We start from the raw sequence: 13,880 nt of genomic DNA, 5'->3' as shown, positions 1-13,880 counted from the left end.
AAGGAGAACAAATGGACACCTCAATTCAAAAACATTACTTTTCAACCCATCTGCTTGCCTGGTACCGCCGCCATCGCCGGGATTTGCCTTGGCGCCGCAGCCGTAACCCTTACTATATTTGGATATCTGAAGTGATGCTGCAGCAAACGCGTGTTGATACGGTAATCCCTTATTTTCACCGGTTTATTGAACGGTTTCCGACTATGGAGTCATTGGCTGATGCGCCTGAAGAAGATGTGCTGAAGCTGTGGGAGGGACTTGGCTATTATTCGCGGGCCCGCAATCTGCAAGGGGCGATTCGGGAAGTACAGGAGCGGTATGCCGGTAAGGTTCCAGACACGCTTGAGGAAATTTCAACGCTAAAGGGAGTTGGCCCTTATACGGCTGGAGCCGTTCTAAGTATAGCCTATAACAAACCGGAGCCGGCTGTAGACGGCAATGTTATGCGTGTGCTGTCGCGCTACTTTCTCATCGAAGAAGATATTATGAAGCCCAAGACACGGAGTATTATGGAAAAGCTGGCTAAGGAGCTTATTCCTGAAGGGGCAGCGGGTGATTTCAACCAGGCCCTGATGGAGCTGGGCGCAATGGTCTGTACGCCTCGTTCGCCTCACTGCCTGACCTGTCCGGTAATGGAGCATTGCTCGGCTAGAGACGCAGGTATGGAAGAAGAACTGCCTGTGAAGAAAAAGGCCAAGCCCCCTCGTCCGGAATACCGGATAGCAGCTATTATTGAAGGCAACGGTGACAATGCAGGTAAAGTGTTAATCCGGCAGCGGCCGCAGGAGGGGCTTCTTGCCCGAATGTGGGAACTGCCTCATGCAGAGGTACCTTTTACTTATGAAGCCCAGGAGCAGACCGTTCTGCAAGCCATACCGGCATCCATAAGCTTGTTGACGGATCAGCTGGCAGAAGAAACGATAGGTGTGTGCCCGGAACGCTTGTTTATGAAGGCCGAGCACACATTCAGTCACATACACTGGGATATGCAGGTCGTTGTTTGCAGCCTGGAGCCGTCCGTGTTGTCTACAGGCTCAGGCATGCTTATGCCTTCTCGTTATCAATGGGTGGATTCGTCGATGATGGAGCAGTTTGCTTTTCCTAACGTGTTCTTAAAGCTGTTAAACCGTTATTTTCAAGAAAAGCAAATGTCATGAGGTAGGAGGGGGGAACAGCTTTCTCATTGCTTCCAGATTATTAATGTAAATCATCTTTTTCTGAATCGTAATGATCTGATCCTCCTGCAGCTCCTGCAGTACCTTGGTAACTGATTCTCTAACGGTTCCGGCCAGGTTAGCCAACTGTTGGTGGGTCAGCTTCATGTTGATCATCAAATTGCCCTGCTTGATAACACCGTGCTCCTCAGCCAATCGGTGAACGACTTTAATGATACGCATCCTGACATCGAGAAAGGTTAGGTCGTAGATTTGCTCATTGGCTTTGCGCAGTCGTTCCATAGTTGCTTCGAGCAGTCTCAGGCTAAGCTTGGGTGTTCGTTCCAGAAATTGGTAAAATTCTGAGCGGACCAAGGTGTAGATTGTACTTGTCTCAAGAGTTTCAGCAGTGGCTGAACGAGTTAATCCTTTTTGGATCAGGGACATCTCACCGAAAAAATCACCATCACGGAACAAAGCAAGAATAATTTCTTTTGCATAATCGATTCGATAAATTTTGACGACACCTGATTCAATCAGAAAAAACTCATCCCCCAAGTCGGCTTCAAAAAATAAGATCGTGCCTTTCTTGAAAGTGCGTTCTACGAACAATGGGGCAATGGCTTCCAACTCACCAGTTGTTAAATCTTGAAAAATCGGGACATTCTGTAATAAAGGTACAAGGTTACGCATAAAGCTTCATCTCTTTTCCGGACTTATTGAACCAGTGCATCTTCCCCAATGCGAAAAATCATGATGTGAAGGTGTTTCGAGAGATCAATCTCTTCCGGATGCCGTAAGTCCATGCCATGCTCATTTGTCAAAATCCGAACCACAGGCCGTTGTTTGAACGTCGGGTTGATTTTGGACACAATGCCCAACTGGCCGGTACTTAAGCGAACGCTGAGGCCGACCGGATAAATAGCCACCTTATTTCGGAAAAATTCCACCTTACTCATATCATACAACGTACCGGCTCCTGTGAAAAGGACTTCAATAGCTTGATCTGGAGGTAATGATGCACGATAAGGCCGAGGATTCGTCATGGCGTCGTACGCATCCAACAATCCAACCCATTGGGCAAAGGGATGTACGCCGGTTCCAGACAGTCCGAAAGGATAACCTGTACCGTTGATTTTCTCATGATGCTGTAAGGCGCAATGAGCCGAAAGCAGCGGAACGCCAGGGGTTTCTTTCAATAGATTGAAGCCGTGCTCGGTATGCTTCTTTACTTCTTCGAACTCCACAGTTGTGAGTGCGGATGCTTTGAGCAGAAGATTTTGAGGCACTTGAGTGTTGCCGATATCGTGAAGCATAGCACCCAAACTTAGCGCTTCCAAATCTTCCCGGTTATACCCTTCGATCATTCCGATTCTCGAGGCATAGACGCACACATTGAGCGCATTCTGGAAAAAATGCTCGAAGATAGAGAAGCTGCTCCGATTCATCAGCATGAGCATAATGGTGTCATCCGATGGGCGAGTATGCAGCCGTAGATCATCATTAACCTGCCCGATGCATTGCAGCGCAGTTTTGGAAAGCGCATTTCTGTCGCCTGCCGTCAGTGCTCTGGAGCTTTGCAGCATTTGGAAAGTACGGATCAATTGGCTTCTTACAACAGCTCTTGTTTCTTCACGGATAGCATCCTCGATATAAATATCATCGGTCCGGTTGTCTTCAATATATAGCTGCTGGTAGCCCATCTGCTTTAATTTATTAATCAGGCCCTGAGAAAGCTCAACCTGATAGCCGAGCAATGTTCGCCCTTCCTCTGACATAATTGGCTTGCCGAGCCGCATGCCAGGACGTATCAACGAAATTGGAATTAGTCTCATCGAACCAAACCGCCTTTACACTCTAGTTATTATGTCACAAGCTATGAGCCATAAGTCATGTGAGCATACTTCCCATTGTTTCACAGTATAGGACTTATTTCTGTGATTTTCGAAACATTTTTGGATAAAAAAAGACCATTTTCGTCATTTTAGTTAAATTTTGGGCAAGTAAATTAATTTTTAGGCAAAAAAAACCCGGGATCAAAGGATCCCGGGTTTCTGGTTTTTACTAATTCTTAACTTATTTGCTTACAGCTGCATCGTAACGTTTGCCAACTTCAGACCAATTTACAACGTTCCAGAACGCTGAAATGTAGTCAGGGCGTTTGTTTTGATATTTCAGGTAGTAGGCATGCTCCCAAACGTCCAAACCGAGGATCGGTGTGTTGCCTTCCGAAATCGGGCTGTCTTGGTTTGGAGTGCTGCTTACAACAAGTTTGCCTTCTGGAGTTACAGAAAGCCAAGCCCAGCCGCTTCCGAAACGAGTAGCGCCTGCTTTAGCCAAATCTTCTTTAAATTTGTCAAAACCGCCAAGCTCGCTAGCAATAGCATCAGCTAAAGCGCCTGTTGGTGCGCCGCCGCCGTTAGGTCCGATAATTTCCCAGAACAAGGAGTGGTTAGCATGACCGCCACCATTGTTACGAACAGCTGCACGAATACCTTCCGGTATACTGTTAAGATCTGCGATCAAATCTTCGATGCTTTTAGCTTGAAGCTCAGGATAAGCTTCCAATGCTGCATTCAGGTTTGTAACATATGCGTTGTGGTGACGATCGTGGTGGATCATCATCGTTGTTTCGTCGATGTGAGGTTCCAAAGCGTTGTTTGCATAAGGCAGAGCTGGTAATTGATGTGCCATTCGTAAATCCCTCCTAATGGATATGTAATTGCAATACATATTATCCCTTATTTTTGATATAAAAGCAACATGTATGTATATAAAGTGTCCGATTGATCATGTTTCAAAGCAGCTTCAATGCTCAATCTCTTTTTACAATTTCTTGAATGATCTGGCTCAGCATAGCTGTTCCCTGTGCATTAAGCCAAGGGGACAGATCGCTCATTACGCGTTGGTGATAGTGAAGCTCCTCGTTCGTCCAGGCAGAGGACTCTACATCATTTAGCTCGTGAATACGCCGAATGTCGGAGTCGATTGTTGCATTGGCCATTTAAATATACCTCCTTAAGTGTCAGCATTAGTTGAAGCGGGCTTCATAGAGTGCCGCCTGCTGTATCCGCCATCTCTCTAAATAGTACAAGGGACTTTGTGTGGACAACCTCCTATAGTAAAATATCACTACTTGGATATTTTTATGCAAAACAGTTCCTTCTAAATGAAAATAAGTATAAATACCTAGGAATTACTCTGCTGATGTTAAAAATATAAGAAATACAGCAAAAAAGCCTTCTACAAATGAATGTAAACGCTTAATATAGAGCGCTTTCATGAGCATTTTAAATTATTGTTAAGTTTTTCACACTTTTTTAGACAATTGAGCAGGAATATAGCGATATTTGTCGTATTTTATTTTAATGCATAAAAATTATAGTTGCGGGGAGAATGCAGAAGATGCTTGTTCGTTCCTTCCAATTGTCCGATTATGTTTCCGTTACAGAGCTATTCAACAATGTGTTGACTGAGGCCTGTTATGAGGAAACTATGGAAGCTTTTGCAAGACAACTTTCCTGGGATAGTGAGCTTGTACTTATCGCTATCGAAAACGAACAAATCGTAGGTGTTATCGTAGGAACGATCGACAACCACGAAGGTTATTATTATCGCATTGCCGTAAGCGAGCAATTTCAACGCAGAGGGATCGGCAAAGCATTAATTGAGTCCATGAGACAACGTTTTGTGCAAAGAAAAGTACGCCGGATTATGATTACAGTAGATGTACATAACGAGATGATTTTACCGGTGTATGAGTCGGCTGGGTATCAAGCTACCGATTTTTCACGTACGGCTCATCGCCTGAGTATCGTAAACGGCTAACAGCTGCAGCAAGACTATACGGAATAAGGTGCTTAGACTAGCATAGCCAACTCGCACATGCAGAGGCTGTGCTTTTTTGTTATTCAATGAATATTAATTTGTGTAGAGATTGGCCCTCGTTTTTTCGTATCCATGGAATTTTTGTTTTATCGAATTGTCTTGGCTCTTGAAAGCCGTCCTGCATAAGTTTATGCTAGTATGAACGGGCTTCTTTATCCAGGCCTTTTAATGAAGACGCGTCTGTCGTTTGCTGCTATCGGTAAAAACTGCCAATCAGTGATTGCAGTACGTGGGCATGTTAAAATAGAAGGGTTTGGACCTCTATGTCGACTTTTTCTTCCTATATAATAAAAAGCTTCAAGCATGATGGACATCTGCATAGAATGTGGCTCGAAAATGCACTTGTTCCCGATACGCTGCTGCATGAAACGCATAAATTTGAAGCGATGAAAGTTTTCATCAACTGTCAGACTAAAATTGTAGAAGCAGATGGAAAAGAATGGGTTAGCCGAATCCCGGGGATTTCTTTTTTCATTCCAAAGCAATGGTTTAATGTCGTTGCGCTTCTGGAGGAATCCGGAGTGCGTTATTATTGCAATATTGCTTCTCCGCCTTATGTTACAGGCAATGTTCTGACCTATATCGATTATGATTTGGACGTAATTCGGATGCCAAGCGGGGATGTGCACATCGTTGATCAAGAGGAATACGAGAGGCACAAGCAAAGTTACCACTACCCCGGCATCGTTGATAGTAAGGTGAAGCAAGGTTTAAGGGACTTGTTGAAACGAATTGAGAAGAATAGCGCGCCCTTTCATGAGGAATTGATCCATTACTACTTTCGTGAATGGGAAAAGTGGAAAGGTCGAGGGACGGAGGCGTAGCATGAATTTTTTTGCTCCGAGGAAATCGAATGAAGAGCTGGCCAAGGAAAAAGTGATGGATGATAGCTCTACCGGATTTTTGGCGGAGGTATGGGATTGGATGAAATCGATAGTGATAGCCCTTTTCATTGTTATCCTCATTCATCAATACGGTTTCCATCTTTCCACCGTGAAGGGGTCTTCCATGAAGCCTACCTTGGAGGAAGGGGAGTGGCTGTTTATTAATAAGGCTGCACGTTTTACAGGGCCTCCCCAGCGGGGGGATGTTATTGTTGTAAAAGAGCCTGAAGGAATTGAGACGGATCACCCTTATCTGGTGAAGCGTGTCGTTGCAATTGCAGGGGATGAAGTGACGATACGGCAGGGAAAATTGTTCATCAACGGCGATGAAATACAGGAGGCCTACACGGATTCTCTGATTGAGGACGGGCGCTTCGATCCTTATACCGTTCAGCAGGGCTGCTTGTTTGTTATGGGGGATAACAGACATCGCCTGGCCAGCTATGACAGCCGTAGTTTCGGCGCTGTGTCGGTGGAGCAGGTGGAAGGGCGGGCCGACTTGATCGTCTGGCCGCTGAAAAACTTTAGAGAGCTATAAACAGGCGAGGTGATACTTGCAATGCCGGAGACTGCAGCAGAATGGCGCAGCATAGATTGGGATCAGTTGAAGGTTGATATGCAGAAGGCCGCCGCAGATTTAGGCATCGATAAGATTGGGATCTCCAGTGCTGACCCTTTCGGTGAACTGAAGCATATACTGCTTCGCCACCGTGAGCGGGGCTTTGAGTCGGGCTTCGAGGAGCCCGATCTGGACAAAAGGACGGACCCTGCGCTTAGCTTGCCTGAACCTAGGTCTATCATCTCGATCGCTATAGCCTATCCGTCCAAGCTTAAGGACGCGCCGCGTTCGGAGAAGGGGGCTTACCGCGGCATTCTATCAAGGTCGGCCTGGGGGATGGACTACCACCATGTGCTTAGAAACAGACTGCAGCGGCTGGAGGCTTGGATACGCGAGCGGCTTCCCGATGCTCGCATGGAAAGCATGGTAGATACCGGCGCTTTAGTAGACAGGGCTGTTGCTGAGAGAGCGGGCATTGGCTGGAGCGGCAAGAATTGCTCCATCATTACACCAGAGTACGGCTCCTGGGTTTACTTGGGGGAAATGGTTACCAATCTCCCTCTAAAGCCCGATACGCCAGTAACGGAAAGCTGCGGCGATTGTACATTATGTATTGACGCTTGTCCGACGGGAGCTCTGGTAGGTCCCGGACAGCTTAATGCCCAGCTCTGTATTTCATTCATTACGCAAACCAAAGGTCATATCGAAGATGATATAATGAAAGAGAAGATTGGCAATCGGCTATATGGCTGTGATACATGCCAAATCGTATGTCCAAAGAATAAAGGGAAGAACTGGACGCATCAGCCTGAGCTGCAGCCTGATCCTGAGCAGGCCAAGCCTCTGCTCCTTCCCCTTCTTGAGATGAGCAATCGTGAATTTAAGGAGCGGTTTGGCTCAAGCTCTGCGGCTTGGAGGGGGAGAAAGCCGATTCAGCGCAATGCTATATTGGCTCTGGGACATTTTCGAGATGAGAGCGCAGTATCCGCGTTGATCAGGCTTTTGGAACGGGATGAACGGCCGGAGATTCGTGCGGCAGCTTCATGGGCGTTAGGAAGAATCGGGGGCGAACTGGCAACGGCTGCGCTTAATGAGCGGTTAGCGGTAGAGCAGGACGTGGTCGTGCGTAAGGAGATGGAGAAGGCCTATGGCACATATGAGCTACACTGAAGTGGAATCACCTATTGGCCCGCTTGTACTTGGTGCCACCGAGAAAGGGCTTTGTCATGTTGAGTTTGGACGATTTGCCGATGTGGAGACCAAGCTTCAAAAGTGGTCTGAACGTTGGTTCCAAACGCTTGAGTGGCAGTTGGACATGCCGCTGCTAAGGGAAGCAATGGAGCAGCTGCAGCAATATTTTGCTGGGGATCGAACACAGTTTGAGCTGGAGCTGGATTTAAGAGGGACTCCTTTTCAGGTAAAGGTGTGGCAGGCGTTGAGCCGTATCCCTTATGGCGTCGTATGTTCTTATAAGGACATTGGGCAAGCGGTTGATTCCGTTAAGGCTGTTCGAGCTGTTGGCGGTGCTAACAACCAAAATCCTGTCCCGATTATTGTGCCCTGCCATCGTGTTATAGGGGCAAACGGGTCCTTGGTAGGGTATGGCGGGGGACTGAATGTCAAAACTTTTTTACTGCAGCATGAAGGCTACAAGATCTAGACTAAAGAAGCTCTAAGGAGAGGACCCGATGAGGTACGTACACGTTGATAATGTCGAGCAGGGGCAGCATTTGGGAAGGACGATTTTTTCCGGTAACGGCGCCATATTGTTGTCGGAAGGGGTTCAGCTAACGGTTTATATGATCACAACATTAAAACGCATCGGGGTTACAATGGTTTATATTAAGGACCCGCTTTTTGAGGATATTGAAATTATCGATATCATTTCTGAAGAGACGAAGCGTGCTGTAATACAGCGTATGGGCGACACTTTCGATTCTATTCGCTCTGGCAAGGACTTTAACACCAAGAATCTGAATGTCAGCATAGACAGTCTGCTGGAAGAAGTTATGAGAAACAAGGATGTATTGGTTCAGCTATCCGACATTAGAACCAAGGATAACGAAATGTATGTCCATGCTCTTAATGTAAGCATGATGTCGGTGATGATTGGTATTCAGATGGAACTCCCCGCTACCCAATTGCGCGAGCTGGCGATAGGGGCTATGCTGCATGATATAGGCAAAGTTGAGAAAATCACAGATGACGAAGCAGAGGATATTAAGCTGCATCATACTTGGCGCGGATTTGAGGTACTGAAAAATAAACGCGAGCTCAGCTTGCTGATCGCTCACGTAGCTTTTCAGCATCATGAGTGTGTAGATGGCACCGGGCTTCCAAGGGGGATGCAGGGGGATCAGATCCACCTGTATGCCAAGATCACAGCGGTTGCCAATACTTACGATAACCTGCTGTTCGATTTATCGCTTGGCCGGCGCATGCTCCCTCATGAAGCTTGCGAGCATATGACGGCTCTGGCCGGTACACAATTGGATCGGGAGATTGTAATTCACTTCTTGAGAACCGTATCTGTTTATCCAACGGGTGCTTCAGTTCGGTTATCCACTAAGGAAACCGGTGTGGTGGTTGGACAGCACAGAGGGCTTCCGGGCCGTCCGGTAGTTCGAATTGTAAAGGCGGAGTCGGGGACTGACCTGGAGGTCAAGGAAGTCGATCTTGCCAAGTCGACAACCGTATTCATTGATAACGTTTTAACGTAGTGAAATGGAATAAAGACCTGTTTGAATGCGGACCGTTGATTTGCTATGATGATACAATGATAAATATTGAATGGGGTGGAATCCAAACATGTGGATATATATTACTTCGGCTATAACTTTGATTGTTGGTGCAGTAGGCGGTTTTTTTGCAGGAGTGTACTATTTGCGTAAACAGCTTGAGAAAATGCAAAGCGACCCGGCAATGCTTCAGGAGATGGCCAAAAAAATGGGCTACAACATGAACAAGCAGCAGTTAAACAAAGCTCAACAAATGATGAAAAAACAAAAATTCCGTTAATAGATGCGAGTTTACAGCTTTTAGCTTATGCCAAAACTAAGAAAATGCTTACGAAGTGAGTTTCGCCAGAGCGAGGCTCTTAGGAGGTAAAGTTATGCCGGCAAAAGAATATAAGAACACTAGCGTTGAGGCAAACCGCGCATTAATTGAAGGACATGTGCGTGAGATATTGCGGCTGATCGGTGAGGATGTTGACCGGGAAGGCTTATTGGATACACCGGCCAGAGTTACCCGGATGTACGAAGAAATTTTTGCTGGTTATGAAGCAGACTACAAGGATATTTTGGGCGTAGCGTTTGACGAAAAGCATGAGGAACTGGTTATTGTCAAAGACATCGTCTACTACAGTCAATGTGAGCATCATATGGCTCCTTTTTTCGGTAAAATTCATATTGGATATATACCGAGCGGGAAAATTGCAGGACTTAGCAAGTTTGCTCGCCTCGTTGAGGCGGTCACACGCAGGCTACAGGTGCAAGAGCGAATCACTTCGGAGCTTGCCGACATCCTGGATCAAGAGCTGTCTCCTCACGGCTGCATGGTCGTTGTAGAGGGTGAACACTTGTGCATGTGCGCTCGGGGAGTTAAAAAGCCTGGCAGCAAGACGGTTACATCCGCTGTTCGCGGTTTATTCCGTACGGACTCTGCATCAAGATCCGAGTTTTTATCGTTGATCCGGCACAACTAGCCAAGGAAGTGTTATTGACCGAGGCTGAGGTTGGTGATCAGACTGGATTGGAAGCTGGTTTTGTAAGATTTAATCGGTAATCCAGAATATACAGGGAAGTGTACTCAGAGGAAAAGGATATGGGGTATGTTGAGGGCCGCCATGATAGACGTGTTTTTATTGAATGATCAATTCATTGAAAGCATGGCTTCGATATGGCGGCTGCAGCCCTGTTTCCTCTTCCTTTTTTTAATGCTCGATTATAGAAAAGGTTCGTGGCAGTAGTAAATTATACTTTAAAAGAAATAGAGGTTGATAAAAAAACAACGGCAATTTATAATCAAAATAGTAAAACGTTATCCTACACCTTCTGCCATATTTGTTCGTTGATAAGGAAGTATGAGTTTTTATCCACTCATGTAGAATAATCTGGTCGACCTGATATTCTTTGAGGGACAGCTGGGTTGAGCGGTTATTCTTACAGCAGTTCAACAAGCGAGACGATTTGTACGGCTTTAGGACAACTATGGAGTACTCATGGAATTTACCCAATTAGTGAAACGTTATACTAATCAAGAATGTATCGGAGGAAAAGGAATGAGTAGTATGAGGAAATTTATTAATGATCCCGAGAATGTAGTTGATGATATGCTGGAAGGATTGCTGCTCGCTCATTCGGATCAATTAAAAAGCGTTAGAAAAGATAATCGCGCACTTGTTAGAGCGGATGCACCCGTGCAAGGTAAGGTTGCTATTGCTACTGGGGGCGGCTCCGGACACCTCCCGTTGTTCTTGGGCTACGTAGGAAAAGGAATGTTAGACGGAGTGGCTGTAGGTGATATTTTTGCATCGCCCAACCCCAACCAGATGCTGGATGCGACTCGTGCTATCCATGGAGGCAAGGGGGTTCTGTATATCTACGGTAATTACGGCGGCGATGTTATGAATTTTGATACCGCTTCCGAACTGGCTGACTTGGAAAATATCCGTGTAGAGAGCGTAGTCGCAACAGATGACGTTGCCTCTATGCCTAAGAATCATGAACAGCAGCGGCGTGGTGTCGCTGGGATGTTCTATCTGTATAAGCTTGCCGCAGCCAAAGCTGAGACAGGCGCTGACTTGGATGAGGTTAAAAGAATTGCAGAAAAGGCTAATGCGAGAGTTCGTACCATGGGCGTGGCGCTAAGTCCGTGCATATTGCCTGCAGTGGGACATCCGACATTCCACATAGGTGAAGGCGAGATGGAAGTGGGGATGGGGATTCATGGTGAGCCGGGCATCCAGCGCGGAACCATTCAATCTGCCGACGAAATCGCTCAAACGCTGGTTTCCTCGATTCTTCAGGACATGCCTATTGAGAAAGGACAGAAGGTATCCGTACTGATCAATGGTTTGGGTGCGACTCCACTGGAGGAATTATACATTGTTTACAAAGCTGTTCATACCTTGCTTGAAGGATATGGAATCGAGATTTACAGCCGATATATTGGCGAATTTGCCACATCTTTAGAGATGGCCGGCCTTTCCGTTTCAATTCTGCATCTGGATGACGAGCTTCAAGAACTGATTGATGTTCCATTCAATACCCCATTTCGCGTACAAGTTTAGCAATAGTAAGTTGAAAGGAGAATAAGGATGAAAGAGCTTCTTCAGAAAGCGGATTTGATTCAAATTTTAGAAACAATAAGCAAGATCATGGATGACAATAAAGACGAATTATGCAGGCTTGATGGAGCATTGGGAGATGGCGATATCGGATTGACGATGTCCAAGGGGTTTAAGGCAATCGTCTCCAATATTCCGGCTATTGCAGATGAGGATATTAGCGGGTTGTTTATTAAAAGTGCACTTGTTATGGGAGAAACGGTAGCCTCAACGATGGGCACTCTATTCTCAACAGCTTTATTGAGAGGCGGCAAAGCGCTATCGGGAAAGACAGAATTATCGGGCGAGGATTTAATCCTGTTTATCGAGGCTATGATTAAAGGGATAAGCGATAGAGGTAAAGCGCAGATGGGCGATAAAACGATACTGGATGCATTAGTACCGGCTGCAGAAGCGATGAGCTTAGCAAATCGGGAACAGGCTTCGTTAAAAGAAATCATTTGCAAAGGCTACGAGGCTGCTGAGGGTGGTGTTACAAAGACAATTGCCATGCAATCCAAGCACGGTAGGGCGGGCAGATATATGGAGCGATCTATCGGTCTTCAAGATCCGGGGGCTACTGTGGGAGCGTTATTTTTAAAGGGTTTTGTTAATTATTTAGGATAAAAGCATGCTTCAACAAGTATGTCTATTATTTTATGATGCAACCTTGGCTAAAACTATGCTAAGACTATATACTATAATAAAACATAATCTTAGTCATTGTGTTTGTTATTGCCAGGAGGATTTTTATGAAAAAAACTACAATAGTAGATGTTGCTAAAAGCGCGGGAGTATCCATTGGGACAGTCTCGAAAGTTTTAAATAATAAAGACTACGTCAGTGTCGAAGTTAAGAAAAAGGTGCAGGATACGATAGAACGGCTAAACTATCAGGTAAATGCTAACGCAAGAAGTTTAAAAGCTTTGAAGACGAACAAAATCGGAGTTATTGTTTCGGATATTTCTAATATTTATATGATGTCTTTGGCCAAAGTTATCGAGGATAGAGTTCGATCCATGAATTATCACATGTTGATTATGAGCCATAATGAAGATGTGACTACCGAACGTGAGGTGCTTCAACTAATATTGGAGCAGAGAGTAGATGCATTGATTCTTGTTCCCACAGGCGGCAACGTCGATATGATCCAATCCGTTATTAACAACAAGATCCCTGTAGTTATTGTCGATAGGAAGGTAGACGGCATAACAAGTGATATTATTGTTGATGATAATTATTACGGATCGTACGAAGCTGTTTCTTATTTGCATTCTTTGGGTCACAGAAGGATTGGCGTCATACACGGTACAGAAAATATTTCAATCGGAAAAGAGAGGCTGGAAGGTGCGCTCGCGGCCATAGACAAACTGGAATGCTCCAAAGACAAGTCTTTAATAGTAGCTGGAAAATTTAAAGCCGACGAGGCGTATAAGGCAACTATTGAATTGCTGCTGCTGCCTGAGAGACCAACAGCCATCTATTGCTGTAATAATACAATGACCGTAGGTATGCTTAAAGCTATACAAGAACAAGGACTCAAAATACCGGAGGAAATTTCTGTCATTGCATTTGGTGATAGCACGCAATGGGAGCTTGTGCAGCCACCATTAACCTTAATTACTCAATCTTTATTAAGAATTGGAGTCGAGGCGGCGGCTATTCTTAAAAATAGGCTCATCATGACAGAATCATTTGAACCCAAACAAATTGTTATAAGACCAGAGCTGCTAATTCGAGGATCATGTTCAAGACCTCAACAGTAGATTGGTTACTGCTGGCGTTAACCTCCCCTGAACTATTTTAGTATTTTTGGTATTGAAATGTAAGGGGAAACAAATTATAATACAAATGTAGTGAAACGTTATACTAAATTAAATGGGTGTTACTCCTATCCAGCATGGAATGGTAGTGATATACCCCGTTACGGTTGTTTATTAATTGAATAATCTTATTTAATTAATGAAACGTTATACTAAAAGAGTCGTTGATTTTCAAAGGTTAAGGCAAAAAGTGGAGTTGAATAGGAACACAATGCTGTCGCAAGAGAGACTAACTAAAACTAG

16 protein-coding genes are annotated in these 13,880 nt (G+C 45.2%); 12 read left to right on the top strand and 4 right to left on the bottom strand.

Translation table 11 applies throughout. The features are described from left to right. Positions 1 to 11: 11 nt before the first annotated feature. On the top strand, positions 12 to 1,157 hold the full coding sequence (gene mutY / locus ACFQ0C_RS07830) for an A/G-specific adenine glycosylase (RefSeq protein ID WP_379365583.1): 1,146 nt from the start codon (positions 12 to 14) through the stop codon (positions 1,155 to 1,157). Here the strand turns inward: mutY and ACFQ0C_RS07825 are convergent. The 4 genes from ACFQ0C_RS07825 to ACFQ0C_RS07810 all read right to left on the bottom strand — a co-directional run bounded on the left by ACFQ0C_RS07825 (position 1,152) and on the right by ACFQ0C_RS07810 (position 4,158). Continuing rightward, positions 1,152 to 1,847, bottom strand: coding sequence for a Crp/Fnr family transcriptional regulator (locus ACFQ0C_RS07825; RefSeq protein WP_258217861.1), 696 nt, complete (start codon positions 1,845 to 1,847; stop codon positions 1,152 to 1,154). The two genes, mutY and ACFQ0C_RS07825, sit on opposite strands and share 6 nt — an antisense overlap. Before the next feature lie 23 nt (positions 1,848 to 1,870). Continuing rightward, positions 1,871 to 2,989, bottom strand: coding sequence for an HD-GYP domain-containing protein (locus ACFQ0C_RS07820; RefSeq protein ID WP_379365580.1), 1,119 nt, complete (start codon positions 2,987 to 2,989; stop codon positions 1,871 to 1,873). Positions 2,990 to 3,230: 241 nt separating this feature from the next. Beyond that, positions 3,231 to 3,848, bottom strand: a complete 618-nt coding sequence (locus ACFQ0C_RS07815) for a superoxide dismutase (protein ID WP_258217859.1) — start codon at positions 3,846 to 3,848, stop codon at positions 3,231 to 3,233. A gap of 121 nt (positions 3,849 to 3,969) precedes the next feature. After that, positions 3,970 to 4,158 carry a hypothetical protein gene (locus tag ACFQ0C_RS07810; protein ID WP_258217858.1) on the bottom strand — a complete coding sequence of 63 codons (189 nt, stop codon included), beginning with the start codon at positions 4,156 to 4,158 and terminating at the stop codon, positions 3,970 to 3,972. Between the two features lie 401 nt (positions 4,159 to 4,559). On the opposite strand from ACFQ0C_RS07810, the gene ACFQ0C_RS07805 reads away from it, so the two are divergent. The 11 genes from ACFQ0C_RS07805 to ACFQ0C_RS07755 all read left to right on the top strand — a co-directional run bounded on the left by ACFQ0C_RS07805 (position 4,560) and on the right by ACFQ0C_RS07755 (position 13,580). After that, positions 4,560 to 4,982 carry a GNAT family N-acetyltransferase gene (locus ACFQ0C_RS07805; RefSeq protein ID WP_258217857.1) on the top strand — a complete coding sequence of 141 codons (423 nt, stop codon included), beginning with the start codon at positions 4,560 to 4,562 and terminating at the stop codon, positions 4,980 to 4,982. Positions 4,983 to 5,305: 323 nt separating this feature from the next. Continuing rightward, on the top strand, positions 5,306 to 5,866 hold the full coding sequence (locus tag ACFQ0C_RS07800) for a DUF402 domain-containing protein (protein ID WP_379365577.1): 561 nt from the start codon (positions 5,306 to 5,308) through the stop codon (positions 5,864 to 5,866). Position 5,867: 1 nt separating this feature from the next. Next, a complete protein-coding gene (lepB, locus tag ACFQ0C_RS07795) occupies positions 5,868 to 6,464 on the top strand; it encodes a signal peptidase I (RefSeq protein ID WP_379365575.1) in 597 nt (198 codons plus the stop codon). 78 nt (positions 6,465 to 6,542) lie between these two features. After that, positions 6,543 to 7,655, top strand: a complete 1,113-nt coding sequence (gene queG, locus ACFQ0C_RS07790; protein WP_379365983.1) for a tRNA epoxyqueuosine(34) reductase QueG — start codon at positions 6,543 to 6,545, stop codon at positions 7,653 to 7,655. Further along, complete coding sequence (locus tag ACFQ0C_RS07785; protein ID WP_379365573.1) at positions 7,633 to 8,145, top strand: methylated-DNA--[protein]-cysteine S-methyltransferase; 513 nt, start codon at positions 7,633 to 7,635, stop codon at positions 8,143 to 8,145. The genes queG and ACFQ0C_RS07785 overlap by 23 nt, the downstream gene beginning before the upstream one ends. Before the next feature lie 28 nt (positions 8,146 to 8,173). Further along, positions 8,174 to 9,205, top strand: coding sequence for an HD-GYP domain-containing protein (locus ACFQ0C_RS07780; protein WP_379365571.1), 1,032 nt, complete (start codon positions 8,174 to 8,176; stop codon positions 9,203 to 9,205). An 88-nt stretch (positions 9,206 to 9,293) separates the two neighbouring features. Next, a complete protein-coding gene (locus ACFQ0C_RS07775; RefSeq protein WP_171651726.1) occupies positions 9,294 to 9,503 on the top strand; it encodes a YneF family protein in 210 nt (69 codons plus the stop codon). A 94-nt stretch (positions 9,504 to 9,597) separates the two neighbouring features. Next, positions 9,598 to 10,191 carry a GTP cyclohydrolase I FolE gene (gene folE / locus ACFQ0C_RS07770; RefSeq protein ID WP_258217851.1) on the top strand — a complete coding sequence of 198 codons (594 nt, stop codon included), beginning with the start codon at positions 9,598 to 9,600 and terminating at the stop codon, positions 10,189 to 10,191. Positions 10,192 to 10,776: 585 nt separating this feature from the next. Next, entirely contained in the window at positions 10,777 to 11,778 is a 1,002-nt protein-coding gene (locus ACFQ0C_RS07765; RefSeq protein ID WP_379365981.1) for a dihydroxyacetone kinase subunit DhaK, read from the top strand. Between the two features lie 27 nt (positions 11,779 to 11,805). Then, complete coding sequence (gene dhaL, locus ACFQ0C_RS07760) at positions 11,806 to 12,441, top strand: dihydroxyacetone kinase subunit DhaL (RefSeq protein WP_379365568.1); 636 nt, start codon at positions 11,806 to 11,808, stop codon at positions 12,439 to 12,441. 125 nt (positions 12,442 to 12,566) lie between these two features. Beyond that, entirely contained in the window at positions 12,567 to 13,580 is a 1,014-nt protein-coding gene (locus tag ACFQ0C_RS07755; protein ID WP_258217849.1) for a LacI family DNA-binding transcriptional regulator, read from the top strand. Positions 13,581 to 13,880 lie beyond the last annotated feature (300 nt).

Origin of the sequence: Paenibacillus sp. GCM10027630, from assembly GCF_042676305.1 — a bacterium.
Classification (GTDB): domain Bacteria; phylum Bacillota; class Bacilli; order Paenibacillales; family NBRC-103111; genus Paenibacillus_S.
Note: the sequence above shows the minus strand (reverse complement) of the source record. Positions and strands in the feature narration are given on the sequence as shown.